Source organism: Pectobacterium polaris (assembly GCF_002307355.1).
GTDB lineage: Bacteria > Pseudomonadota > Gammaproteobacteria > Enterobacterales > Enterobacteriaceae > Pectobacterium > Pectobacterium polare.
The window spans coordinates 3,964,480-3,989,310 of sequence record NZ_CP017481.1 but is presented as its reverse complement, the minus strand read 5'-3'; the positions used below and the strand labels follow the sequence as shown (position 1 = coordinate 3,989,310).

At 53.7% G+C, this 24,831-nt stretch carries 20 protein-coding genes and 1 other RNA gene; 11 read left to right on the top strand and 10 right to left on the bottom strand.

The window, feature by feature from the left end; translation table 11 throughout:
* The first annotated feature begins 5 nt into the window (after positions 1-5).
* Positions 6-1,022, top strand: coding sequence for a lipoate--protein ligase A (locus BJJ97_RS17880; protein ID WP_095994829.1), 1,017 nt, complete (start codon positions 6-8; stop codon positions 1,020-1,022).
* A 176-nt stretch (positions 1,023-1,198) separates the two neighbouring features.
* Positions 1,199-2,650 carry a protein adenylyltransferase SelO gene (locus BJJ97_RS17875; RefSeq protein ID WP_095994828.1) on the top strand — a complete coding sequence of 484 codons (1,452 nt, stop codon included), beginning with the start codon at positions 1,199-1,201 and terminating at the stop codon, positions 2,648-2,650.
* 20 nt (positions 2,651-2,670) lie between these two features.
* Here the strand turns inward: BJJ97_RS17875 and BJJ97_RS17870 are convergent, their stop codons facing one another.
* The 6 genes from BJJ97_RS17870 to ppsR form a co-directional block, all read right to left on the bottom strand.
* Complete coding sequence (locus BJJ97_RS17870; protein WP_095994827.1) at positions 2,671-3,468, bottom strand: heme ABC transporter ATP-binding protein; 798 nt, start codon at positions 3,466-3,468, stop codon at positions 2,671-2,673.
* Entirely contained in the window at positions 3,461-4,465 is a 1,005-nt protein-coding gene (locus BJJ97_RS17865) for a FecCD family ABC transporter permease (RefSeq protein WP_095699838.1), read from the bottom strand. The genes BJJ97_RS17870 and BJJ97_RS17865 overlap by 8 nt, the downstream gene beginning before the upstream one ends.
* On the bottom strand, positions 4,462-5,280 hold the full coding sequence (locus BJJ97_RS17860; protein WP_095994826.1) for a heme/hemin ABC transporter substrate-binding protein: 819 nt from the start codon (positions 5,278-5,280) through the stop codon (positions 4,462-4,464). The genes BJJ97_RS17865 and BJJ97_RS17860 overlap by 4 nt, the downstream gene beginning before the upstream one ends.
* Positions 5,277-6,326: a hemin-degrading factor gene (locus tag BJJ97_RS17855; protein WP_095699836.1), complete on the bottom strand. Its 1,050-nt coding sequence runs from the start codon at positions 6,324-6,326 to the stop codon at positions 5,277-5,279. Before BJJ97_RS17855 ends, BJJ97_RS17860 begins: the two co-directional genes overlap by 4 nt.
* A gap of 235 nt (positions 6,327-6,561) precedes the next feature.
* On the bottom strand, positions 6,562-7,608 hold the full coding sequence (locus tag BJJ97_RS17850; protein ID WP_095994825.1) for a 3-deoxy-7-phosphoheptulonate synthase: 1,047 nt from the start codon (positions 7,606-7,608) through the stop codon (positions 6,562-6,564).
* 203 nt (positions 7,609-7,811) lie between these two features.
* Positions 7,812-8,633: a posphoenolpyruvate synthetase regulatory kinase/phosphorylase PpsR gene (gene ppsR / locus BJJ97_RS17845; RefSeq protein ID WP_095699834.1), complete on the bottom strand. Its 822-nt coding sequence runs from the start codon at positions 8,631-8,633 to the stop codon at positions 7,812-7,814.
* 300 nt (positions 8,634-8,933) lie between these two features.
* On the opposite strand from ppsR, the gene ppsA reads away from it, so the two are divergent.
* Positions 8,934-11,312 carry a phosphoenolpyruvate synthase gene (ppsA, locus tag BJJ97_RS17840; protein WP_095994824.1) on the top strand — a complete coding sequence of 793 codons (2,379 nt, stop codon included), beginning with the start codon at positions 8,934-8,936 and terminating at the stop codon, positions 11,310-11,312.
* A gap of 172 nt (positions 11,313-11,484) precedes the next feature.
* On the opposite strand, the gene apbE is transcribed toward ppsA, so the two are convergent.
* The 3 genes from apbE to ydiK all read right to left on the bottom strand — a co-directional run bounded on the left by apbE (position 11,485) and on the right by ydiK (position 14,170).
* Positions 11,485-12,531: an FAD:protein FMN transferase ApbE gene (gene apbE / locus BJJ97_RS17835; RefSeq protein WP_095994823.1), complete on the bottom strand. Its 1,047-nt coding sequence runs from the start codon at positions 12,529-12,531 to the stop codon at positions 11,485-11,487.
* A 91-nt stretch (positions 12,532-12,622) separates the two neighbouring features.
* Positions 12,623-12,734, bottom strand: an RNA gene (gene rprA, locus BJJ97_RS17830) — antisense sRNA RprA.
* A gap of 326 nt (positions 12,735-13,060) precedes the next feature.
* Positions 13,061-14,170, bottom strand: a complete 1,110-nt coding sequence (gene ydiK, locus BJJ97_RS17825) for an AI-2E family transporter YdiK (RefSeq protein WP_095994822.1) — start codon at positions 14,168-14,170, stop codon at positions 13,061-13,063.
* Between the two features lie 294 nt (positions 14,171-14,464).
* Between ydiK and ydiJ the strand changes: the two genes are divergently transcribed.
* Positions 14,465-17,518: a D-2-hydroxyglutarate dehydrogenase YdiJ gene (ydiJ, locus tag BJJ97_RS17820; RefSeq protein ID WP_095994821.1), complete on the top strand. Its 3,054-nt coding sequence runs from the start codon at positions 14,465-14,467 to the stop codon at positions 17,516-17,518.
* Positions 17,518-17,934, top strand: coding sequence for a 1,4-dihydroxy-2-naphthoyl-CoA hydrolase (gene menI / locus BJJ97_RS17815; RefSeq protein WP_095699829.1), 417 nt, complete (start codon positions 17,518-17,520; stop codon positions 17,932-17,934). The genes ydiJ and menI overlap by 1 nt, the downstream gene beginning before the upstream one ends.
* 98 nt (positions 17,935-18,032) lie before the next feature.
* Here menI and BJJ97_RS17810 read toward each other — a convergent pair whose 3' ends face one another.
* Positions 18,033-18,434: a hypothetical protein gene (locus BJJ97_RS17810; RefSeq protein ID WP_095699828.1), complete on the bottom strand. Its 402-nt coding sequence runs from the start codon at positions 18,432-18,434 to the stop codon at positions 18,033-18,035.
* 426 nt (positions 18,435-18,860) lie between these two features.
* On the opposite strand from BJJ97_RS17810, the gene sufA reads away from it, so the two are divergent.
* The 6 genes from sufA to sufE all read left to right on the top strand — a co-directional run bounded on the left by sufA (position 18,861) and on the right by sufE (position 24,582).
* The gene (gene sufA, locus BJJ97_RS17805; protein ID WP_005970398.1) at positions 18,861-19,232 is read left to right on the top strand and encodes a Fe-S cluster assembly scaffold SufA; all 372 of its coding nucleotides are present in this window, start codon (positions 18,861-18,863) and stop codon (positions 19,230-19,232) included.
* 13 nt (positions 19,233-19,245) lie between these two features.
* Positions 19,246-20,745: a Fe-S cluster assembly protein SufB gene (gene sufB, locus BJJ97_RS17800; protein WP_039481195.1), complete on the top strand. Its 1,500-nt coding sequence runs from the start codon at positions 19,246-19,248 to the stop codon at positions 20,743-20,745.
* Between the two features lie 96 nt (positions 20,746-20,841).
* Positions 20,842-21,588, top strand: coding sequence for a Fe-S cluster assembly ATPase SufC (gene sufC / locus BJJ97_RS17795; RefSeq protein WP_039481193.1), 747 nt, complete (start codon positions 20,842-20,844; stop codon positions 21,586-21,588).
* Positions 21,563-22,909 (top strand): Fe-S cluster assembly protein SufD, encoded by a 1,347-nt coding sequence (gene sufD, locus BJJ97_RS17790; RefSeq protein ID WP_095994820.1) that lies wholly within the window; start codon positions 21,563-21,565, stop codon positions 22,907-22,909. Before sufC ends, sufD begins: the two co-directional genes overlap by 26 nt.
* Complete coding sequence (gene sufS, locus BJJ97_RS17785; protein ID WP_095994819.1) at positions 22,909-24,132, top strand: cysteine desulfurase SufS; 1,224 nt, start codon at positions 22,909-22,911, stop codon at positions 24,130-24,132. The genes sufD and sufS overlap by 1 nt, the downstream gene beginning before the upstream one ends.
* A 33-nt stretch (positions 24,133-24,165) precedes the next feature.
* Positions 24,166-24,582: a cysteine desulfuration protein SufE gene (gene sufE / locus BJJ97_RS17780; protein ID WP_039481183.1), complete on the top strand. Its 417-nt coding sequence runs from the start codon at positions 24,166-24,168 to the stop codon at positions 24,580-24,582.
* Positions 24,583-24,831 lie beyond the last annotated feature (249 nt).

The following is a 24,831-nucleotide window of genomic DNA, read 5'->3' as shown; positions in this document are numbered from 1 at the left end:
TGCTCATGTCCTCTCTGCGTTTATTGATCTCTGACTCTTACGATCCCTGGTTTAATCTGGCCGTTGAGGAGTGCATCTTTCGCCAGATGCCCACCACGCAACGGGTACTGTTTTTATGGCGCAATGCGGAAACCGTAGTCATTGGCCGTGCCCAGAACCCGTGGAAAGAGTGCAATACGCGGCGGATGGAAGAGGATGGCATCAAGCTGGCACGGCGCAGCAGCGGCGGTGGGGCGGTCTTCCACGATCTCGGCAATACCTGCTTTACCTTCATGGCGGGTAAGCCGGAATACGACAAAAGCGTCTCAACGCAGATTGTGCTGGATGCACTCAGTTCACTGGGGTTAAAGGCTAGCGCGTCGGGGCGTAACGATCTGGTGGTGGAAACCACGGATGGCGTACGCAAGGTGTCCGGTTCGGCCTATCGCGAAACTAAAGATCGCGGCTTTCATCATGGCACGCTGCTGCTGAACGCCGATCTCAGCCGCTTAGCCGATTATCTGAACCCGGATGTTAAGAAGCTACAGGCAAAAGGGATTACGTCCGTGCGTTCCCGCGTCGCCAATCTGGTGGAATTGCTGCCCTCTGTCGATCACCAGGCCATTAGTCAGGCGGTGACGCAGGCCTTCTTTGATTATTTCGGCGAACAGTGTGAACCAGAAATCATCTCGCCTTCTGCCTACCCGGACCTACCGGGATTCAGCGAACAGTTTGCGCGTCAAAGTAGCTGGGAGTGGAACTTCGGTCAGGCTCCGGATTTCTCGCATTTACTCGATAACCGCTTTACCTGGGGCGGCGTTGAATTACATTTCGATGTGGAACGCGGCGTCATTGTCCGCGCGCAGATTTATACCGATAGCCTGAACCCCGCGCCGTTAGAAGCACTCGCTTCTGCATTACAGGGAACGGCGTATCGCCCGGAAACCTTGGCGGCAGCGTGTCAGACACTGATTAGCGCGTTCCCCGAACAGCAAAACGAATTGCAGGAACTGGCCGATTGGCTGGAGCAGAGCTTGCGCTAGGCGTCCTGTTTTTCTCAACGAATCGATGACAAGGAAACGTAAGGGAAATAATACCCCTGCGTTTCCTCCGTGTTAATTCGATTGCCATCCCTCTACACTTTCTGTTTACCCATGAGTCGTTGTGTGATGAGCGCGTGGCTCTCTTCACTTGAACCGAGTGGTATTAGGGAGACAGGATGCAGCAAACACCGTTATTCAATAATCACTATTTTCACCAGTTGCCGGGGTTCTACACCGCGCTACAGCCTACGACGCTGCATGGCGCTCGCCTGCTTTATCACAGTGAGGGATTGGCCGCGGAACTCGGGCTGTCTTCCGACTGGTTTACGCCAGAACAGGATGCCGTCTGGAGCGGCGAACGCTTGCTGCCGGGAATGGAGCCGCTGGCGCAGGTTTATAGTGGGCATCAGTTTGGCGCGTGGGCTGGTCAACTGGGTGACGGACGCGGAATCCTGCTGGGAGAACAACAGTTGGCGGATGGCCGCAGCATGGACTGGCATCTCAAAGGTGCGGGGCTGACGCCGTATTCGCGCATGGGAGATGGTCGCGCGGTGCTGCGCTCGGCGATACGCGAATTTCTGGCTTCGGAAGCGATGTATCATTTGGGTATTCCCACCACTCGGGCGCTGACGATTGTCACCAGCACACATCCGGTCCAGCGTGAGCAGGAAGAAAAGGGCGCGATGCTGCTGCGTGTGGCGGAAAGCCATGTACGCTTCGGCCATTTTGAGCACTTCTACTATCGACGTGAACCGGAAAAAGTGCGTCAGCTGGCTGAGTATGTGATTGCCCGTCACTGGCCACAGTGGGAAAACGATGAGCATCGCTATGAACTGTGGTTCGGCGATGTGGTAGAACGTACCGCTCGGCTGATTACACACTGGCAGGCCGTCGGATTTGCGCACGGCGTAATGAATACGGACAACATGTCGATTCTGGGACTGACCATCGACTACGGCCCTTATGGCTTTTTAGATGCGTATCAACCCGATTTCATTTGCAATCACTCTGACCATCGCGGGCGCTACGCGTTTGACAATCAGCCTGCCGTAGGGCTGTGGAATCTGCATCGTCTGGCGCAGGCGCTGTCGGGGCTGATGGACACGGAAACGCTGGAACGCGCGCTTGCCCGCTATGAACCGGCGCTGATGCAGCACTATGGTACGCTGATGCGCGCCAAGCTGGGCCTCTTTACCGCGAGCGCCGAGGATAATGATGTGCTGGTCGGGCTGTTGCGTTTGATGCAGCAGGAAGGCAGCGATTACACCCGCACGTTCCGCCTGCTGGCCGATAGCGAAAAGCAGGCATCACACTCGCCGCTCCGTGATGAATTCATCGACAGGGCCGCGTTCGATAGCTGGTTTGCGACCTATCGCCAGAGGCTGATGCAGGAAGATCAGGGTGATGAAGAACGTCGTCGGCTGATGAATGCGACGAACCCAAAATATATTCTGCGTAATTATCTGGCGCAAATGGTGATTGAACGGGCGGAAAACGACGACATTAGCGTGCTGGCACGTCTGCATCAGGCGCTGTGCCAACCGTTTGATGAACAGCCGGAGAATAACGATTTGGCGGCGTTACCGCCAGAGTGGGGCAAGCATCTGGAGATTTCCTGCTCCAGCTGAACCGGAGCAGGGGGACTTGGCTATTGCCGCAGATAAACCTGCGGAATGGTGTAGTCAGGGTGTGAACCGACGCTGAGATCGGCGCGATACCAGTGAGTCAGCGTGTCCGCCTGTAATACCTGCGCGGGCGTGCCTTGTGCGACCAGCTTCCCTTCATGCAACAGCAGAATACGGTCGGCATACAGCGCGGCCAGATTCAGGTCGTGCAGGACGCAGCATACGGATAACGGCTGTTTGCGCGTAAGCTGCTTGAGCAGCCGCAAGAGGTGCTGTTGATGGTACAGATCCAGCGCCGACGTGGGTTCATCGAGGAACAACCAACCCGGCGTCGGTTCTGGATGCCACAACTGCGCCAGCACGCGAGCGAGCTGTACGCGCTGCTGCTCCCCGCCAGAAAGCTGGCGATAGTCGCGCGTAGCCAGTTCCAGACAGCCTGTTTGCGCCATGACCTGCTGAATCACATCATCATTTTTCGGGTAGCGACCATGAGGGGAGCGGCCCATCGCAACGACATCCCGCACGCTAAACGCAAACGCCATGCCACTATGCTGGCGCATCACCGCACGCGTTTTGGCGAGCGCGCCGGGTTGCCAGTGTGAGAAAGGCTGTCCGGCTAACAGGCACTCGCCTTCATCTGGCGTTAAATAACCGGTCAGTAAACGGAGCAGGGTCGATTTCCCTGCGCCGTTAGGACCGATAATCGCGACGATTTCCCCGCTGTGCAATTCCAGAGAAACGTCATCCGTCAGATAACGACCGTTGGTCTGAAAGCGCAAATGGCGTGCGACTAACGTCCGATCGAGCGCTGAATCAGTCATTGCCCCGTCCTTTATGCTGAACGATCAGCCATAAGAAATACGGCCCGCCAATCAGGCTGCTTAACAGCCCAACGGGCATTTCTGCCGGAGCAAGTAGCGTGCGCGCCAGCGTATCGGCAAACAGCAGCAGACAGGCACCGCCAAGGATAGATCCGGGAATAAGCCAGCGATGGTCGGCACCCAGATGCAAGCGTATCAGGTGCGGGATGATGAGCCCGACGAACCCGATCACGCCGCTCACTGCCACCGCGACACCCACCAACAGCGAGCTGAGCAGCAGCAGAATGTGCTTAGTGCGCTTCACGTTGACGCCAAGGTAATGTGCTTCCTCATCCCCTAGCTGCAACAGGTTCAGACGACGTGCATAGTACAGCGTCGCGATCATCGCAGGGATGGTCAGCGTACTGGCAACCAGCAACATCGGCCACTGTGCCTGCCCGAGACTGCCCATGCCCCAGAGCGAAAACTGGCGCAGCTGTTGGTCGGTGCTGATGTAGGTCAAAACGCCGATCAGCGCGATACACAGCGCATTGAGCGCGATGCCTGCCAGCAGCAGCCGGGTTAATCCACCTTGTTCGGAGCGACTGAGGATGAAAATGATCGCGGTAATCGCCAGACTGCCCGCGAAAGCAGCGAACATCGGGCCATAAAGCGCCAGCAGAGGGGGAAGGCCGAGCGGCAGCACGATAGTTATCGCGACGCAGAGTGCAGCACCGCTGCTGATCCCTAGCAGGCCGGGATCGGCGAGCGGATTGCGAAATAACCCCTGCATAATCGCGCCGGAACAGGCCAACGCGCCGCCGACGAGGATCGCCAGCAGCACACGGGGCACGCGGATATTCAACCAGATATGCCAGATCGGATCGTCAAGCGGTGTTTGCCATAACATCTTGAGCGATAGGGTCAGTGCGCCCATGTTGGCGGCACCCACCATCAGTGCCACCATCAATAACAACAGCGCGATCAACCACGTGCGTGGGTGAAACCGTGACGTCATTTTATCGCTTCAGCTGTCTGACGCAGCGTCGCCATAAGCGTTGGGGTTTCGAGCGTAAAGCCCAGCATCGCCATATCATCGACCACTAACAGACGCTTGTTCTTTCCTGCTGGTGTCAGTTCCAGACCGGGTAATTTCCAGACTTGCGCTTCACCGCCCAGCGTTTTCAGCCCCTGACTGGAGATCAGAATCAGGTCCGGTGCGCTGGCAATCACGCCTTCCTGCGACAGCGGTTGGTAGCGTTCAACGTTCTGCATGGCATTCTTCAACCCAGCATGGCGGATAATCGTGTCCGCAGGGGTGTTTTTGCCTGCTGCCATTGCGGTCATGCCGCCGTGGCTGAGAACGAACAGCACGTTAACCGGCAGCGGTGACGTTTTGACGGCTGCCAACTGCTGCTGATAGGTTTCCGTCAGCTTTTTACCTTCTGCGTCTTTACCCAGCGCCTGTGCGATGACGCCGATTTTCTGCGGCACCACATCCAGCGAAGGCTGAGCAGGAACGTGAATCACTTTGGTCCCGCTGTCCGCCACCTGCTGCAAGATGAGCGAAGGTTGGGACAGATCGCTGGCGACCACCAGAGACGGTTTCATCGCCAGAATGCCTTCGGTGTTGAGCTGACGCATGTAGCCCACATCAGGCAGTTTCTTCACGGCTTCCGGGTGTAGGCTGGTGCTGTCGCGTGCCACCAGATCTTTCTCCGCACCCAGCGCATAGATAATTTCCGTGACGTCGCCGCCGATAGAAACGATACGCTCGGCAGCAGACCCCCCCAGCGGGAGTGTCAATAGCAGGGGGAATAGCCAGTTTTTCATGCGGCGAGATCCTTGTATGGTTTCAGAGCATCAACCTGGTCGCGCCACTGCTGTTGTTCCGGCGTGCCTTCGGTACGTTGCCCAAAGAGTTGTGCAATTTGAGAGCCGTCTGCGGCATAGAGTTCGAGGCTGGTCACAATGCCGTCGGCCGTCGGTTTACGCGTGATCCAGCTTTCTGCGATCGCGCCTTCGATCAGATGCAGGGTGAAATCTTTATTAAAGATGTTAATCCACTCTGCATGTTGTTCCATACGCTCTACACGCTCAAGCGTACCGGTGAAGATTTGCACACAGCCACGGTTACCGACAAATACCATGATCTCGTTCTGATCTTCACGCGCGGCAAACAGAATCTGTGACAGCGCATCGTTGTCTACACGGTAGGCCAAATCGTCAGCAACCGAGTTAAACGCCTGCTGGCGCGTCAGGTTATGGCGCTTAAGCAGAATGAAGAAATCATGCACGTCCGTCATTGCACGCCATTCCGCTTCAAGCTGAGGATTATGGGCAACGACCTGCTCGGCTGCTGCGCTGTTTGCTGGACGAAGTACCAAGGCGGGGTTTTCGCTGCTGGTAAACTTCTCAACAAATAGCTGCCAGGCGGCCATGTCCGTGGTGTCGGTTGTGTATACCTTCAGGATGGCATCACCCTGATGATCGAAAAATTGAATGCTCTGACGCTCACCGCGTGCGGTGTTTTCACGCATCGCAAAAGCGGAAGCCCATTGAGAAAGGAACAAACGCAGGTCCAGCTCGCGTGGGTTGAGGATAAGGCCCGCATGCCCATCAAGCGTCTGGTTCTGATAGTAACCAGTATGCTCATGCACGGCGTATTCGTTACGTGTGATCGACTTGGTATTACCAACCTGCTCCAGCGCGCTTAACCAAACTTTGGCATCACCCTGTAGGCGCTGCGCATCGTGTCCGACACGGGCGTGGGTCAGTTCCGCTTCGCTGATGCCGAGTTGCGCAGCCAAATCGCGAGCGTATTTACGCGGATGTTCAACTTTCGCCTGGAGGTATTGTTGGTAAATGGACGTCTGCATCTCGTTCGTTCCCTTAATCGTTGTCGTATTAATCATAGCAATGAATGAGAATCATTTTCATGTAACAAAAACGCAACCTCAAGTGAAGTTTTCTTAATAAGTGGAATAAGAGGAATCGTAAGAGGTATTTACGTACTGCGGTTACATACGACGAGATAGCGGAATAAGTGACGGGAAAGCTGGAAAACGGCTGGCACACTACCGGGGGAAGGTGAGTGTGCCAGCGTATATCGGATTAAAAACGACTGTCGACGGCGTCCGCCAGACGTGCCAGCAGCGTTTCGGTGTCCTGCCAGCTCAGGCAAGGATCGGTAATGGATTGCCCATATGTCAATGCCAGAGGATTGATCGCTGGCTGATTGCCTTCAATTAAGAAACTCTCCGCCATGATGCCCGCGATGGCGCGTGAACCGGCACGAATTTGCTGACAGATATCATCGGCTACGTCGAGCTGACGGCGATGCTGTTTCTGACAGTTGGCATGACTGAAATCGATCACCAGATGCTCGGACAACGAGAATTCACGCAGGTGAGCACAGGCCGCGGCGATATCTTCCGCGTGGTAATTCGGCTTTTTCCCGCCACGCATAATAATGTGGCCGAACGGATTGCCCTGCGTTTTGTAGACCGACATGAAGCCCTGCTTATCCGGCGAGAGAAACATATGCTGGGCGCGAGCGGCACGAATGGCATCAACGGCGATACGTGTATTACCGTCCGTCCCGTTCTTGAAGCCGACAGGGCAGGACAGCGCAGAAGCCATTTCGCGGTGGATCTGGCTTTCGGTGGTTCTCGCGCCAATCGCACCCCAGCTAATTAAGTCGGCGATATACTGGCCGGTGACCATATCGAGGAATTCCGTCGCGGTCGGCAATCCAAGCTGATTGACGTCCAGCAGCAGGCGGCGCGCAATCTCCAGCCCTTCATTCACCTGAAACGTTCCATTAAGTGCGGGATCGGAAATGAGTCCTTTCCAGCCCACCACCGTGCGCGGTTTTTCAAAATAGGTGCGCATGACGATTTCCAGTCGATCCTGATACTGCGTGCGCAGCGCGGCTAGACGGCGTGCATAATCTAACGCGCTGTCGGTGTCATGGATCGAACAGGGGCCAATCACGACGAGCAGGCGGGGATCTTGACCGGTTAGAATGGCTTCAATGTTTTTGCGTGACGAGGTGACATTTTCGGCAACGGCAGGGGTAATCGGGAGTCTGGCGAGTAACGTTTGAGGCGTAACCAGACTCTCGATGCGCGCGCTCCGCAGTTCATCTGTTTGCAGCATGTTTTATCTCTGAATACGGTCAAGCCGAAAACCTGCCGTCACCGAAATGAATAAACATGGCGGTGTTTTCAGACAGCGTTTTCAGGCTATGTTTCCGACTAAAAGGTTGCTTCGCAGCGGCGAAATGCCGGGAAGTGATGGAGCACACAATAAACGAACTGGCGCACATTACAACCGCATCAGGGTAAAAAATCTCTCATGTACTAGTACATTCTTCGGCTCATGCCGAGAATGTCGATGATTTTGGCGGAAATTTCCTCAACGGAATAATTGGTGGTATTGAGATATTTAATCTGGTGTTTGCGAAATAGCGCTTCAACTTCACTAAGTTCCATGCGGCACTGGCGCAACGAAGCATAGCGACTGTTGCCCCGGCGCTCTTCCCTAATGGCCGCCAACCGTTCGGCATCAATGGTGAGCCCGAATAGCTTGTGCTGGAAAGGTTTCAACGCGTCGGGCAGGCGCAGGTTATCCATATCATCAGCAACAAAAGGATAGTTGGCGGCGCGAATGCCGAATTGCATCGCCAGATACAGGCTGGTCGGCGTTTTGCCGCAGCGCGACACGCCCAGCAGAATAACCTGTGCCTGATCGAGATTGCGCAGCGAGATACCGTCATCATGCGCCAGCGTATAGTCGATGGCGGCGATACGGGCGTCGTATTTGCTCAGGTTATTGGCCGTTAAACCGTGAGTGCGGTTGGCAATCGGTGTCGGTGGCGTGTTCAATTCTTCCTGCAAGGGAGCAACTAGCGCTTGTACGATGTCCTGGCAAAACCCTTCGCTGCTGGTAATAATGTTACGCACGGTCGGGGTGACGATGGAATAAAACACCAGCGGTCGCACACCGGTTTGCTGATACAGCGTATTGATTTGCTCACACACGGCTTTGGCGCGCGCTTCACTTTCCACGAAAGGTAAGGTATAGCTAACCGTGTTCACAGGGAACTGGGACAGCACCGCATGGCCCAGTACTTCTGCCGTAATGGCCGTACCGTCCGAGACATAAAATACGCTTCTTTCCACATAACCCCCTGTTGATATTTTAGACAACTCGAACACGTTAACCTCGTCAAAAATTGCGTTTAAAGAATACTTTTATTAAAACGCCATTTCATTATCTTCATGATAAAGAATACTAATCTTCTACGATATTGGATTTTTACCGCGTTAAGCAATCATTCACCGTGAAATCAGTTTTTTTTCATAGGTTGATCGATTCACCTGTCCATGTTCATCAAAACGCTATGCTAACCTGATTGCGTTGAGGCGATTCTCAACCGAACTCTTTCATACCCTAATTGTATGCAGAAAGGATTATTTTCGATGTCCAATAACGGCCCTGATTTGCGTAATGTCCTTTGGTATAACCAGCTCGGTATGCACGACGTTGAAAGGGTGGGAGGCAAAAATGCCTCTCTGGGTGAAATGATCACCAACCTTTCAGGATTGGGCGTAGCCGTTCCCAACGGCTTTGCGACAACGGCGCAGGCGTTTAATGATTTTCTTAATCAAAGCGGGATTAACCAGCGCATTTATGAGCTGCTCGATCGCACCGATATTGACGATCTGAGCCAGCTGTCGAGCGCTGGTACGCAGATCCGCCAGTGGATTATTGATACGCCTTTCCAGCCAGAGCTGGAGCAGGCAATCAGTGACGCCTACCAGCAACTGGCCGACGGTGAGAAAGACGCCTCGTTTGCTGTGCGTTCTTCCGCTACGGCAGAAGATATGCCGGATGCGTCCTTTGCCGGTCAACAGGAAACCTTCCTGAACGTGCAGGGCATTGATGCGGTGATGGTGGCCGTGAAGCACGTATTTGCATCGCTGTTTAACGATCGTGCGATCTCCTATCGTGTACATCAGGGGTATGACCACCGTGGCGTGGCGCTGTCGGCAGGTGTGCAGCGCATGGTGAGATCCGATCTGGCCTCTGCGGGCGTGATGTTTACCATTGATACCGAATCCGGTTTTGATCAGGTTGTGTTCATTACGTCGGCTTACGGTTTGGGTGAAATGGTGGTGCAGGGCGCGGTGAACCCAGACGAGTTCTATGTTCATAAGCCAACGTTGCAGAACAATAAACCTGCGATTGTGCGCCGTAATATGGGATCGAAAAAAATCCGTATGGTGTATGCCGCGAGCCAGGAACATGGCAAGCAGGTGCGGATTGAAGATGTGCCGACAGAACAAACGACGCGTTTCAGCCTGACGGATGATGAAGTGCAGGCGCTGGCGCGTCAGGCACTGCTGATTGAAAAACACTACGGCCGTCCGATGGACATCGAGTGGGCGAAAGATGGTCATACCGGCAAGCTTTATATTGTGCAGGCGCGCCCGGAAACGGTTCGCTCCAACGGTCAGGTGATGGAGCGTTACCACCTGCCGGCCAGCGGTACGGTGCTTGTGGAAGGTCGTGCGATCGGTCACCGCATCGGTGCGGGCGAAGTGAAAGTGATTCAGGACATCAGCGAGATGCACCTGATCAACGCGGGCGATGTGCTGGTAACCGACATGACCGACCCAGATTGGGAACCGATCATGAAGAAAGCGGCGGCGATTGTCACCAATCGCGGTGGACGTACCTGCCACGCGGCGATTATTGCACGCGAGCTGGGCATTCCGGCCGTCGTGGGCTGCGGCGATGCAACCGAGCGTTTGCGCAAAGGGCAGAAAGTGACGGTTTCCTGTGCGGAAGGCGACACGGGCTATGTCTATCAGGATCTGCTGGACTTCTCCGTGAAGAGTTCACAGATTGATGAAATGCCAGCACTGCCGCTGAAAATCATGATGAACGTGGGTAACCCTGACCGCGCATTTGATTTTGCCTGCTTGCCAAACGATGGCGTCGGTCTGGCGCGTCTGGAATTCATCATCAACCGCATGATTGGCGTACACCCGCGTGCATTGCTGGAGTTCGACCAGCAAGCTCCTGAAGTGCAACGTGAGATCAAAACGCTGATGCAGGGCTACGACGATCCGGTGGAATTCTACGTAGGTCGTCTGACGGAAGGGATTTCGACGCTGGCAGCCGCATTCTCGCCGAAGCGCGTTATCGTCCGCCTGTCCGATTTTAAATCGAACGAATACGCCAATCTGGTCGGTGGTGAGCGCTATGAGCCAGAAGAAGAGAACCCAATGCTGGGCTTCCGCGGTGCGGGTCGCTACGTGTCGCCGGACTTCAAGGCCTGTTTTGCGCTGGAATGCGAAGCCGTCAAACGCGTGCGTAACGTGATGGGACTGAAGAACGTCGAGATCATGATCCCATTCGTGCGTACTGTGGCACAAGCGGAAGCGGTGGTGGCTGAACTAGCGAATCAAGGTTTGCGCCGTGGCGAAGACGGTCTGAAAATCATCATGATGTGCGAAATTCCGTCCAACGCGCTGTTGGCCGATGAATTCCTGCAACACTTTGATGGCTTCTCTATCGGCTCAAACGACATGACGCAGCTCGCGCTGGGCCTGGATCGCGACTCTGGCGTGGTATCGTCGCTGTTTGATGAACGTAACGATGCGGTGAAGGCGCTGCTGTCGATGGCGATCAAGGCCGCCAAGAAACAGGGCAAATACGTCGGTATCTGCGGTCAAGGTCCGTCAGATCACGAAGATTTCGCGATCTGGCTGATGGAGCAGGGCATCGATAGCCTGTCGCTTAACCCGGACACCGTGGTGCAAACCTGGCTGAATCTGGCTGAGCACAAGTAATCAGTACGGTGAATGCTATGACGCTCGGTGACTGCCGGGCGTCATAGTAACCGACGATGTCAGATTTTAGGGGAAACACGGAGATGAGGTTCCCGCAGGGATGCCTCACTTCGTGGTCGCCCCGTGTATCTCGATCTCATCGCGATGGGGTTGCCGTTGGCCTTTTCGTTTCTTACGGTGCTGCAATCAGGAAGGATTTAAACTGTGGTGTCATCACCGCGCTAAAGCCCTTATCCGTTTTGGTAATCAGATAAACCGCTAGCCCCTGTTGTTCTGCCAGTTTCAACGCCTTCTCCGTTCCCAACACCATCAAACCGGTATCCCAACCATCGGCTTCCAGCGCGGTTGGTGCAATCACGGTTGCAGAAACTAGCTGATGAGTAATCGGTCTGCCCGTCTCGGGATCGATAACGTGCGAATAGCGCTTGCTGTCCTCTTCAAAATAATTCCGATAGCTGCCGGATGTGCTGATTGCATACCCCTGCAAATTCACCGCCGCCTGTGCTGCATTTTCCTGATCGGTGGGTTTCTGTATCGCCACGCGCCACGGCGTACCCTCGGCGTTCACTCCACGGCTGGAAACCGCGCCACCGACGGAAACCAGATAATTGGTGATCCCTTTACGCGTCATTAACTGCGCGAGAACGTCGGCACCGTATCCTTCGCCTAGCGTGGAGAGGTCCACATACAAATCTGGGAGATCTTTTTGAATCCATTCTCCCTTTTCGTCACCGATCAGCTTCAGGTGACGCAGCCCGACATTTTGCCGCGCTACATCGATCTGCTGCTGGCTGGGAATCCGCGTAGGCTGCTTCTGTGGGCCGAATCCCCAGAGATTAACCAACGGGCCGACGGTGATATCCATCGCGCCGTGCGTGGCTTTACCGATACGCAGCGCGGCCAGAATGATATCCGCCATGCCATTGCTGATGGGCTGGGGATCCGTTCCTCGGTACTGGTTAAAACGCGACAGGACTGAATCGTCACGGTAGGTAGAAATATCGTCATTGGCTTGCTCCAGCAGGACATCGATTTCCCGTTGCAGCTGCGTTTTGTCTTCGGTGACGTCGCCGCTAATTTTTACGCTGTAAAACGTCCCCATGGTTTTGCCTTCAATGGTCAACAAAGGCCGCTGTGTCGTAGGCGTTGGATTATCGCAGGCTGTCAGAAGGCTGAATAAGCCACAGAGTAGCAATCTCTTCGCGGCAAGAGGCATCATGAAAAACTCCTGAAAAACTGAACTGAGGGTAGGCAGACAGGAGAGTAACAAAAAAGGGATGAAGCGTAATTGAATGGAAGACAAATGAAAGGAAAAAAAAGGCCCATCTCAGGGGATGGGCAAAGACTACACACAGCAATTCGTTACTAACTCTGACGAGGAGGAAACCTCATTGACAAACAGTAGGTTAATACTAGCTCCGGTATTTATCCTATGGATTATGCCCTATTCAGTCATTAAGAATCATCCTAATAGTTAATTATCTTTTAAGAATTGGCCTCTCGGAGTTTTTACATTGTCAATAATATTGATGCATTAGATAAATGATATCAAAATTTTTAGGACTAATCCCTAAGAATAGAGGGTTAATCATTAGCTATTTTTACCTATTGAAAAGGTAAGGGAATGATAGCACCGAAAAATAGTGTCAAAACCGTGCACGAAAGATAATGGCGGAGAAGCGATGCGAAGAGAGGGAATGCGTGGGCGGCGTACCGCCCACGGGAAGAGGAAATGGTGACTGTCGGTCTTACTCTTTATCTGTGGTGTTAGACGTATTAACGGGAAGGATGTTTTGCGGTTCGGGGATTTCACGCATCCAGGCAAACAGCAGACGATAGGAAACGGCGAGGACGACCGGGCCAATAAATATCCCTATCATGCCAAATGCCAGCAATCCACCAATCACGCCGGAAAGAATCAACAACATAGGAAGATCGGCACCCATTTTGATTAATACTGGGCGGATAACGTTATCGATGGTGCCAACGACGCAGCTCCAGACCAGTAAAATGGTGCCCCAGGTGTTATCGCCCGTCCAATACAGCCAAATAATGGCAGGAATCAATACCGGAAGCGGCCCTAGCTGTGCCAGACAACACAGAAACATCAGCACGGTTAATAGCGTGGTGTAAGGAATCCCAGACAGCCCCAGACCAACCCCGCCTAATACCGACTGCACGATGGCTGTTACCACCACGCCCAGTGCGACGGCGCGAATTGATTGCGCTGCCAGAATCACAGCGGCATCGCCGCGCTCCTGTCCCAGCCGGATAGCGAAATGTCGCACGGCCTTCGCAACGGCTTCACCTTTGTAATACAGCAGGGCGCTGAAGATCAGCATCAGGGAACAGTGCATCAGAAAGCGCCCGACATGCGCCGCCTGTGCAACCAACCAGGTTGCGGTTTTACCAAAATAGGGCTGCACCTTGGCGAAAAGACCGCTGCCGCCGCTTTGCAGCAGCGTCTGCCAGCTGTTGAATAATTTCTCACCGACTAAAGGAATGGACGTCAGCCACTCCAGCGCTGGCGGCGAAAAGTTTTCCTGTCTGGCTCCCCAGCTCATTAGCGCCGAACTGTTCTCCACCACGCTACTCACAAGAACGGCAATCGGGACAATAAATAGCAGGATGAGCAGCAGCGTCATAACGAGCACGGCGAGAGAACGTCTCCCCCATAATAGCGCCTGAAATTTAATCAGCATCGGCCAGGTGGCAATGACCACCATACATGCCCAGGCGAATCCCAGAATAAAAGGCTGTACCACCCAAAAACAGGCAATAATCATGATGGTAATAAACACCAGACTGAACAGGATTCTGGCCAGATCAAATCGTGGTGGCTGGGAATATTTGCTCAATGAATCGTTCCTCAATAGCAAAGAAAGGGCTTAGGCGAGGTTGCTTGGGTGAAGCCATGTAGTCACGAGCCATCATGAGATATTTCCGAGGGTTTTGACAGCGTGTTGAACATTTTGTTGGTGAAACGGCCATTAGCCAACACGCTGTATGTTTTTGCCGATCCGGGAGCGCACACGATTGCGAAATGTGATAAAACGTGATGTCCCCGATGACAGAGCGGCTATATCGGGCTCTTCACAGGCATATCACGACATATTGGCAAACACATCATGTACGGACAGGGTCAAAAAATAATGATCCCACAGATCACGCAATCTCCCGGGCTGGTCCAGCCGGTGCTTAATTTTCTGGAAGCATTGAAGAAAAATGGATTCACAGGCGATACGGCGACCAATTATGCCGATCGTCTGACGATGGCAACGGATAACAGCATCTATCAACTTTTGCCGGATGCGGTGGTTTTCCCCCGTTCAACCGCTGATGTCGCGATCCTCTCACGGCTGGCGGGCGATACGCGTTTTTCAGGGCTGACCTTTACTCCACGCGGTGGCGGGACAGGAACGAACGGGCAGGCGCTGAATCGCGGCATCGTGGTCGATATGTCGCGTTATATGAACCGCATTCTGGAGATCAATCCTGAGAAAGGCTGGGTGCGCGTCGAAGCTGGCGTCATTAAAGATCAGCTTAACCAGTATCTGAAGCCTTATGGCTATTTCTTCGCACCCGAGCTGTCGACCAGTAACCGGGCGACGCTGGGCGGCATGATCAATACCGATGCCTCAGGGCAAGGTTCGCTGGTGTACGGGAAAACTTCAGACCATGTGCTGGGGCTGCGTGCGGTGCTACTGGGTGGCGAAATGCTGGATACGCAGGCGATGCCGATAGAACTGGCAGAGAAGCTGGCGTTAGAAGATTCCGCCATCGGCCGTATTTACCATACGGTGCTGCACCGCTGTCGCGAACAGCGCGCGTTGATTATCGACAAATTCCCTAAGCTGAATCGTTTTCTGACGGGTTATGACCTGCGTCATGTGTTCAGCGACGATCTCCGCACCTTTGACCTGACGCGTATTCTGACTGGGGCGGAAGGCACGCTGGCGTTTATCACCGAAGCGAAGCTCGATATCACGCCGCTGCCGAAGAGCCGTCGTCTGGTCAATATCAAATACGACTCCTTCAACTCCGCGTTGCGCAATGCGCCGTTCATGGTGGAAGCGAAGGCGTTATCCGTTGAAACCGTGGATTCCAAAGTCTTAAACCTTGCCCGCGAAGATATCGTCTGGCATTCCGTTAGCGAACTGATTACCGATGTGCCTAATCAGGAAATGCTCGGCCTGAATATCGTTGAATTCGCAGGTGATGATGAAGCACTGATTAACGGGCAGGTCGACTCGCTCTGTCAACGGCTGGATACGCTGCTGGCAAACGGAGAAGGCGGGGTGATTGGTTACCAAACCTGTAACGATCTGGCCGGCATCGAGCGTATTTATGCCATGCGGAAAAAGGCCGTCGGGCTGCTGGGCAACAGCAAAGGGCTCGCGAAGCCGATTCCGTTTGCGGAAGATACCTGCGTGCCACCACAGCATCTGGCGGATTACATCGAAGAGTTCCGCGCGCTGCTGGACAGCCATAACCTGACGTACGGCATGTTCGGTCATGTGGATGCTGGGGTGCTGCACGTTCGTCCGGCGCTGGATATGTGCGACCCGCAACAAGAAATGCTGATGAAACAGCTTTCTGACCAAATTGTCGCGCTGACGGCCAAATATGGCGGTCTGCTGTGGGGTGAGCACGGTAAAGGCTTCCGCGCTGAGTACAGCCCCGAATTCTTTGGGCCAGAACTGTATGCCGAACTGCGCCGCATCAAGGCCGCGTTCGACCCTGATAACCGACTTAATCCGGGTAAGATTTGTGCGCCGCTAGACGTGGATGCGCCGATGATGAAAGTCGATGCGGTCAAGCGCGGCACGTTCGACCGCACGATCCCGCTGACGGTGCGTACGGCGTTCCGTGGCGCGATGGAATGTAACGGCAATGGTCTGTGCTTTAACTTTGATGCCCGTAGCCCAATGTGCCCGTCGATGAAAATCAGCGGCAACCGGATTCATTCTCCGAAAGGCCGTGCGACGCTGGTGCGTGAATGGTTACGCCTGCTGGCGGAGCAGGGCGTCGATCCAGTAGCGCTGGAGAAAGCGTTGCCGCAGCAGAAACTGAGCCTGCGAGCCTTTATCCAGAAGACCCGCAATACCTGGCAGGCGAAGCAAGGGGATTACGATTTCTCGCACGAAGTTAAAGACGCGATGTCGGGCTGTCTGGCGTGTAAAGCCTGCTCAACTCAGTGCCCTATCAAGATTGACGTGCCCGGTTTCCGTTCTCGCTTCCTGCAACTTTACCACACGCGCTATTTGCGTCCGGTGCGTGACTATCTGGTTGCCGGTGTCGAAAGCTATGCGCCGCTGATGGCACGCAGCCCGAAGACGTTTAACTTCTTCCTGAAAATGCCGCTGCTGAATAACCTGAGCCGCAGCCAGATCGGCATGGTTGATTTGCCCCTGTTGTCATCGCCATCGCTGCGCCAGCAATTTGCAGGACACAGCGGCGTCAACACCACGCTTGAGCAGTTGGAACAGTTGCCGGAAGCGAAACGCCAGCAGTACGTGTTAATCGTGCAGGATCCGTTTACCAGCTATTACGATGCGCAAGTGGTGGCAGATTTCGTCCATCTGATCGAAAAACTGAAGCTGAAGCCAGTCCTGTTGCCGTTCTCACCGAACGGGAAGGCGCAACACATTAAAGGCTTCCTGCAACGTTTTGCCAAAACGGCCTCGAAGACGGCAGATTTCCTGAACCGCGTCGCCAAACTGGGAATGCCGATGGTAGGCGTCGATCCTGCGCTGGTGCTGTGCTATCGCGACGAATACCGTGAAATTTTGGGCGAGAAGCGTGGCGATTTTCAGGTGCAACTGGTGCATGAATGGCTAGTGACGGCATTGGCAGACAGCACGCCGCAGCCTGCCACTGGCGAATCCTGGTATCTGCTGGGGCACTGTACGGAAACCACGGCGCTGCCGATCAGCACGAAACAGTGGTCCGATATCTTCTCGCGCTTTGGTGCCAAACTGGAGAATGTCAGTGTCGGATGTTGCGGCATGGCGGGAACCTACGGGCATGAAACCAAGAACCTCGCTAACTCGCAGGGAATCTATGCGCTTTCCTGGCAGCAGGTGTTGCAGAAGTTACCGCAGAAACGCTGCCTGACTACGGGCTATTCGTGCCGCAGCCAGGTGAAACGCATGGAAGGCAGCGCATTGCGCCATCCGCTACAGGCCTTGCTGGAGATTATCTGATGCTATGGAAACGACAGGTTACGCTTGAGCAGCTCAACGAACCGAGCCAAACGTGTATGGTGGGTCATGTCGGTATCCGTTATACCCATATCGCGGAGGATTCTCTGGAAGCGGTGATGCCAGTGGATTCTCGCACGCGTCAGCCATTTGGCTTATTGCACGGTGGTGCGTCCGTCGTGCTTGCGGAATCACTGGGTTCCGTCGCGGGCTATCTGTGTTCTGAGGGCGATCAGCAGGTGGTGGGGCTTGAAATCAATGCCAACCATCTGCGAGCCGTGCGTGAAGGGGAAGTGCGGGGCGTATGCCGTGCGCTTCACGTTGGCCGCCGTAGCCAGGTGTGGCAGATTGAGATTTTTGATAATCAGAATCGCCTGTGCTGCATTTCGCGTCTGACGACGTCGGTCATTACGCCGTAAACATGAAGCACGAAACCAGATTGCTGGCCGGTCTGGTTTCGTTGTTCTGGGAAAACATTGTTCTTAAGAAAACACTGTTCTCAAGAAAACATTGCTCTTCAGGGGAGAAACGGCACGCGCTTAACGAAGTCGGTCTGAAACGCGGTGGCTTTATCCCACGAGCCTTGCATGCTTAACTGATGGCAAATCGACTTCAGCGTGTTACGGGCAAAGTAGTAACTTTGCACTCGAAAGAGGTGGCAACGCCCTTCATTATTAATCTCTTTAATCAACCGATTGTGCAGTTTGACCAGCGCATGCAGATAGCTGTCGTCATCGCCATTTCTCAAACAGAGTTCAACCATGTCCATGCAGGCGTTATGATAGCGGCGTAAATGGTCAATATTGCTTCCCGGACGGTTCAGGCGAGCTTCCGCCATATAGAAATCAACGGTGGCATCGCGAATCTGAAATTTATATTCGTCAATTTGGTGGTGCAGCCAGGCATTCATGGAAAGCATGGTTATCGACCCTGAATATTAAATGATAATCATTATCATATTAATAAAAAAGGCCATGATCAATGGGTAAAATGTGCTTTAGCGTTAAAAGTGCGATCGGAAATCACATAAATCTTCATATACCTTCCCTCTTTTACAAATAGGTATCGTCGATAAATGTTATAATAATGATAACGAGATGATAATTTTTACCTTCCCGAAAGGGACAGGGGTGATGAATTTAATTCATTTATTATCAATTGGTTAGTTGATTTTTTGCCGCATTGTTTGACGCGTCAGAGACGTGTAAAATAGCGCTATTGGCTCGTTAAAAACCGAAATGTTACGAATAGCCCTGCGAAACAAGAGGTTGAAGCTAGTTTCATTATCACTAACATTAGGGGAAACCAGCCTAAAACTGGTACCACACGCAATGAGGTATTCCATATGCAAGCGGAAAATGTAGGGACGTTTTCACTGGATGAAAATGTCTGGCAAGGATTGACGCTGACCGACAGCGCCGTGAAGCAGATTAAGAATCTGATGAAGCAGGATGAAGCCGTGCAAGGATTACGGCTCGGCGTTAAACAATCAGGCTGTGCAGGGTTTGGCTATGTGCTGGATCTGGTACAGGAGTTCGAGACCGACGATCTGGTGTTCGAACGTGATGGCGCAAAACTGTATGTCCCATTGAAGGCGATGCCTTTCATTGACGGCACAGAACTTGATTTCGTCCGTGAAGGGCTGAATCAGATATTCAAGTTTAATAATCCCAGAGCGCAGCATGCTTGTGGATGTGGCGAAAGCTTTGGCATTTAAGTGATGAAAAATTATGGCACGTAGCACGGTAGATGTACCTGATGATGTCCAGATCTGGATGGGTGATGGACGCTATAAAGAAGGTTTCTTCACGCAGTTGGAAACCGATGAGCTGGCGCACGGCATCAACGAAGATGTCGTACGGGCGATCTCGGCGAAGCGTAACGAACCTGAGTGGATGCTGGAATTCCGTCTCAATGCCTTCAAAGCGTGGCTGGAGATGGAAGAACCGCATTGGCTGAAAGCCCATTACGAGAAACTGGACTATCAGGACTATAGCTATTATTCCGCGCCTTCCTGCGGTAACTGCGATGACAGCTGCGGCTCTGAGCCCGGTGCCAAGCAGCAATCCGGGATTACGGACGTGAATAATTACCTGACCAGCGAAGTAGAGAATGCGTTTAATCAGCTGGGTGTTCCTGTCCGTGAAGGCAAGAAAGTCGCGGTCGACGCGATTTTCGACTCCGTCTCTGTTGCGACCACGTATCGGCATGAGCTGGCTGAAAAAGGCATTATTTTCTGCTCATTCAGCGAAGCGATTCAGGAACATCCCGATCTGGTGCGTCAGTATCTCGGTACGGTTGTACCGGCGAACGACAACTTCTTTGCGGCGCTGAACTCGGCGGTTGCCTCTGACGGCACGTTTGTGTACATCCCGAAAGGCGTGCGCTGCCCGATGGAACTGTCGACGTATTTCCGCATCAACGCGGCGAAAACCGGTCAGTTCGAGCGTACGATCCTGATCGCCGATGACGACAGCTACGTCAGCTACATCGAAGGTTGTTCCGCGCCCGTTCGTGACACCTACCAGCTGCACGCTGCGGTGGTGGAAGTCATCATCAACAAGAATGCCGAAGTGAAATACTCCACGGTGCAGAACTGGTTCTCCGGTAAAGATGACGCCGAAGGCGGGATTCTGAACTTCGTGACCAAGCGCGCGCTGTGTGCAGGTGAGCATTCAAAAATGTCATGGACGCAGTCAGAAACTGGCTCCGCGATCACCTGGAAATACCCGAGCGTCATTCTGCGCGGTGACTACTCCGTCGGCGAGTTCTTCTCTGTCGCGTTGACCAACGGTCGTCAGCAGGCCGATACCGGCACCAAGATGATCCACATCGGTAAAAATACCCGTTCGACCATTATCTCTAAAGGGATTTCCGCCGGACGCAGTGAGAACACCTACCGTGGTCTGGTGAAGATCATGCCGAGCGCGACCAACGCCCGTAACTTCACCCAGTGTGACTCCATGCTGATCGGCAGCGAGTGCGGCGCACACACCTTCCCATACGTGGAAGTGCGCAACAATACCGCGCAGCTGGAGCACGAAGCGACGACCTCGAAAATTGGTGAAGACCAGCTGTTCTACTGTCTGCAACGCGGTATCAGCGAAGATGACGCCATCTCGATGATCGTGAACGGATTCTGTAAGGACGTCTTCTCTGAATTGCCGCTGGAATTCGCGGTAGAAGCACAAAAGTTACTGGCGATTAGCCTGGAACACAGCGTGGGTTAATTCGGCGGTTACCGGGATTTTCACAGAGAATAATGAGAATCATCGGTCCCGGAATTCATTAAGCGCCCGCCACATTGGGCGTTGGAAGGAATAAGCATGTTAAGCATCGAAAATTTAAAAGTCAGCGTAGAAGGCAAAGAGATCATCAAAGGGCTTAATCTCACCATTAAGCCAGGTGAAGTTCACGCAATTATGGGCCCGAATGGCTCAGGAAAAAGTACGCTCTCCGCGACGCTGGCTGGACGCGAAGAATATGAAGTGACCGATGGTTCGGTCAGCTTCAAAGGGAAAGATCTGCTGGAATTGTCTCCAGAAGATCGTGCGGGCGAAGGCGTCTTTATGGCGTTTCAGTACCCTGTCGAGATCCCTGGCGTCAGCAACCAGTTCTTCCTGCAAACCTCCGTTAACGCGGTGCGCAAATACCGCGAGCAGGAACCGCTGGATCGCTTTGACTTCGCCGACTTTATCGAAGAAAAGATCGCGCTGTTGAATATGCCAGAAGATTTGCTGACCCGTTCGGTCAACGTAGGTTTCTCCGGCGGCGAGAAGAAGCGTAACGACATTCTGCAGATGGCGGCGCTGGAGCCAGATTTGTGCATTCTGGATGAAACCGACTCCGGTCTGGATATCGATGCACTGAAAATCGTCTCTAACGGCGTGAACTCCCTGCGCGACGGCAAACGTTCGTTCATCATCGTCACGCACTACCAGCGTATTCTTGATTACATCAAACCGGATCACGTCCACGTTCTGTATCAGGGACGTATTGTGAAATCCGGTGATTTCTCGCTGGTGAAACAGTTGGAGGAGCAAGGCTATGGCTGGCTTACCGACGAGCAATAAGGTGACGAGCGATAACGCGACGGGTAAAACCAGCATCGCACAGAAACAAGAGCAGGCGCTGCAGCAATGGCATGGTCTGTTTGAACGTGATGCGTCGCGCCGTTCTGAAGGGGCGAACCAGCACTGGCAGGATGTGGTGCGCCTTGGCTTACCGCACCGTAAGCATGAGCACTGGAAATACACGCCGCTGGATGGCTTGCTGAGCAACGAATTTGTCGCACCACAGGCACCGTCTCTCGATCGTGCAGCGGTAGACACCTTGGCCTTAGCCGTAGATAGCTGGCGTCTGGTGTTTGTCGATGGCGTATTCAACGCCGAACTCAGCGACAGCGCCTGGGGGCCTTATCAGGTTGACGTACAGGCGGCGCATGCGCATGGCGTGCTGCCTGCTGCCATCCAGTCTGAAGTGTTCCTGCACCTGACCGAAAGTCTGGCTAGCACCAGTACGCTGATTCGTCTGGCTGCCGGCCAGCAGGCGGAAAAACCGCTTTACCTGTTGCACATCAGCAGTAGCCAGGAAGCCGCGTTGAACACGGTTCACCATCGTCATCATTTGAACGTCGAACGTGGCGCGAGCGCGGAAATTATCGAGCACTACGTCAGTCTGGATGAGCATGCGCACTTTACTGGCGCACGCCTGACGGTGAATGCGGCAGAAAATAGCCAGGTTAGCCACTATAAGCTGGCGTTTGAAGCGGCAGCGGGCTACCACTTCGCGCATAACGATCTGGTACTGGCGCGTGATGCTCGGGTTCGTAGCCACAGCTTCCTGCTGGGGGCGGGGCTGACGCGTCACCACACCAGCGCCCAGTTGAACGGCGAAGGTACCAATCTGTCCATGAACAGCCTGATCCTGCCGGTTGGCAGCGAAGTGTGCGATACGCGAACGTATCTGGAACACAATCAGGGCTATGGCGAAAGCCGCCAGTTGCATAAAGTCATCGTCAACGATCGCGCCAGAGCGGTGTTTAACGGCATGATCAAAGTTGCGCCGCATGCGCTGAAAACTGACGGACAGATGACTAACAACAACCTGCTGTTGGGCCGGTTGGCCGAGGTTGATACCAAGCCGCAGTTAGAAATCTACGCAGACGACGTGAAATGCAGTCACGGTGCCACTATTGGCCGTATGGACGAAGAACAGCTGTTCTATCTGCGTTCCCGTGGTATTACGCAGCAGGATGCGCAACAGATGATCATCTTCGCCTTTGCGGCGGAAGTCACAGAAGCGATTGAAAACGAGTCTCTGCGAGATGTGGTTCTGGAACGTATCGCGCAGCGTTTGCCAAACGCGCTGGCGAATGCCGGCAAGGCGGTATGATGAGTTATCCTATTGAACGGGTTCGTGCCGATTTCCCGTTGCTGGCAAGCGAGGTTAACGGCCAGCCGTTAGCCTATCTTGATAGCGCCGCGAGTGCGCAAAAACCGCACGCGGTTATCGATCGCGAAGCCGAATTCTATCGCCATGAATATGCAGCTGTGCATCGCGGCATTCACACGCTGAGCGCACAGGCGACCAGCGCGATGGAAGCCGTGCGCGAGAAGGTCGCCTCCTTTATCAATGCGGCCTCAGCGGAAGAGATTGTTTTTGTCCGTGGGACGACGGAGGCCATCAATCTGGTGGCTAACAGCTATGGTCGCGCTTTCATTCAGCCGGGCGACAACCTGATCATCACCGAGATGGAACACCATGCGAATATCGTTCCCTGGCAGATGCTGGCGGAAGCGCGTGGCGTTGAGGTTCGCGTATTGCCGCTGGCTGAAGATGGCTCGCTGGATGTCGCAAAGCTTCCCGGCTTGTTGGACGAGCGTACTCGCCTGCTGGCGGTGACGCAGATCTCTAACGTGCTCGGCGCGCTGAATCCGGTGAAAGCGATGATCGCGCAGGCAAAAGCGGTTGGTGCGGTCGTGCTGGTCGATGGTGCGCAGTCGATCATGCATCAGACAGTCGATGTGCAGGATCTGGACTGTGATTTCTTTGTCTTTTCAGGACATAAAATCTACGGCCCTTCGGGTATTGGCGTGCTGTATGGCAAACGTGACCTGCTTCAGGCCATGCCGCCGTGGGAAGGCGGCGGGGCGATGATTCGTCAGGTTAGCCTGCGTACCGGCACCACCTATGCCGATTCGCCGTGGCGCTTTGAAGCCGGTTCGCCGAATACTGGCGGCATCATGGGCTTAGGTGCCGCACTGGATTATGTGACGGCGCTGGGGCGTGAAGAGATTCAACGTTATGAATCCTCGCAGATGCAGTATGCGCTGGAAGCGCTCACGCAGGTGCCCGATCTGACATTGTACGGGCCTGCTGAACGCCACGGCGTGATTGCATTTAACCTTGGGCAGCACCACGCCTATGATGTCGGAAGTTTCCTCGATCGGTACGGTATTGCGATTCGCACCGGCCACCATTGTGCGATGCCGCTGATGGAACACTACGGTGTTCCTAGTATGTGCCGCGCCTCGCTGGCCGTTTATACTACACGCGAAGAAATTGACCGGCTGGTTGCCGGATTGCAACGTATCCATCGATTACTGGGCAGTTAAGCGCCGCGCGTGGACCTGTTCGGGGAGAAAAACATGGCGAGTCTGCCAGAACCGCAGAAACTGGCGCGCAACTTTGCGCGCTGTAATGACTGGGAAGAAAAATATCTTTATGTCATCGAGTTAGGGGAGCGTCTTGACCCTCTGCCCGATGAGTGGCGTAATCCAGACAACCTGATTTCAGGGTGCCAAAGTCAAGTTTGGATTGTGACACAGCCCGATGAACAGGGCGTTATCACCCTGCACGGCGACAGCGATGCCGCGATTGTGAAGGGGCTGATTGCGGTGGTGTTCAGCCTGTATCAGGGGCTGACAGCGCAGGAGATTGTTGAATTGGACGTGCGGCCATTCTTTGAATCGCTGGCGTTGAATCAACACCTCACGCCATCCCGTTCTCAGGGGCTTGAGGCTATGCTGCGCGCGATTCGTGCGCATGCTGCGGCACTGCTTTAATTTTCTTCCCTGTTTTCTGCTTTCCTGAAGTATAAAAAAGCGCTGTGACGGAAAAAAACGTCCAGCGCTTTTTTTGTTTTTTCATTTACTGATATTTACCAACGGCACGTTATTGTTTTTTGGCAGATTTATTAACTCGCTGATATTTCAGAATTCGTCCCGTATATTTATTTCCCATTAAATTTTATGCTGGCTCTGCTTTGTAAAGAATTGAATATCAATGCTTTGATTTTTAAATAAAATATTCTT

Bases quoted from the DNA above. Each gene is read 5' to 3' on its own strand.
- BJJ97_RS17880 (WP_095994829.1), top strand. From the start codon at position 6: ATGTCCTCTCTGCGTTTATTGATCTCTGACTCTTACGATCCCTGGTTT.
- BJJ97_RS17875 (WP_095994828.1), top strand. From the start codon at position 1,199: ATGCAGCAAACACCGTTATTCAATAATCACTATTTTCACCAGTTGCCG.
- BJJ97_RS17870 (WP_095994827.1), bottom strand. From the start codon at position 3,468: ATGACTGATTCAGCGCTCGATCGGACGTTAGTCGCACGCCATTTGCGC.
- BJJ97_RS17865 (WP_095699838.1), bottom strand. From the start codon at position 4,465: ATGACGTCACGGTTTCACCCACGCACGTGGTTGATCGCGCTGTTGTTA.
- BJJ97_RS17860 (WP_095994826.1), bottom strand. From the start codon at position 5,280: ATGAAAAACTGGCTATTCCCCCTGCTATTGACACTCCCGCTGGGGGGG.
- BJJ97_RS17855 (WP_095699836.1), bottom strand. From the start codon at position 6,326: ATGCAGACGTCCATTTACCAACAATACCTCCAGGCGAAAGTTGAACAT.
- BJJ97_RS17850 (WP_095994825.1), bottom strand. From the start codon at position 7,608: ATGCTGCAAACAGATGAACTGCGGAGCGCGCGCATCGAGAGTCTGGTT.
- ppsA (WP_095994824.1), top strand. From the start codon at position 8,934: ATGTCCAATAACGGCCCTGATTTGCGTAATGTCCTTTGGTATAACCAG.
- apbE (WP_095994823.1), bottom strand. From the start codon at position 12,531: ATGATGCCTCTTGCCGCGAAGAGATTGCTACTCTGTGGCTTATTCAGC.
- ydiJ (WP_095994821.1), top strand. From the start codon at position 14,465: ATGATCCCACAGATCACGCAATCTCCCGGGCTGGTCCAGCCGGTGCTT.
- menI (WP_095699829.1), top strand. From the start codon at position 17,518: ATGCTATGGAAACGACAGGTTACGCTTGAGCAGCTCAACGAACCGAGC.
- BJJ97_RS17810 (WP_095699828.1), bottom strand. From the start codon at position 18,434: ATGCTTTCCATGAATGCCTGGCTGCACCACCAAATTGACGAATATAAA.
- sufA (WP_005970398.1), top strand. From the start codon at position 18,861: ATGCAAGCGGAAAATGTAGGGACGTTTTCACTGGATGAAAATGTCTGG.
- sufB (WP_039481195.1), top strand. From the start codon at position 19,246: ATGGCACGTAGCACGGTAGATGTACCTGATGATGTCCAGATCTGGATG.
- sufC (WP_039481193.1), top strand. From the start codon at position 20,842: ATGTTAAGCATCGAAAATTTAAAAGTCAGCGTAGAAGGCAAAGAGATC.
- sufD (WP_095994820.1), top strand. From the start codon at position 21,563: ATGGCTGGCTTACCGACGAGCAATAAGGTGACGAGCGATAACGCGACG.
- sufS (WP_095994819.1), top strand. From the start codon at position 22,909: ATGAGTTATCCTATTGAACGGGTTCGTGCCGATTTCCCGTTGCTGGCA.
- sufE (WP_039481183.1), top strand. From the start codon at position 24,166: ATGGCGAGTCTGCCAGAACCGCAGAAACTGGCGCGCAACTTTGCGCGC.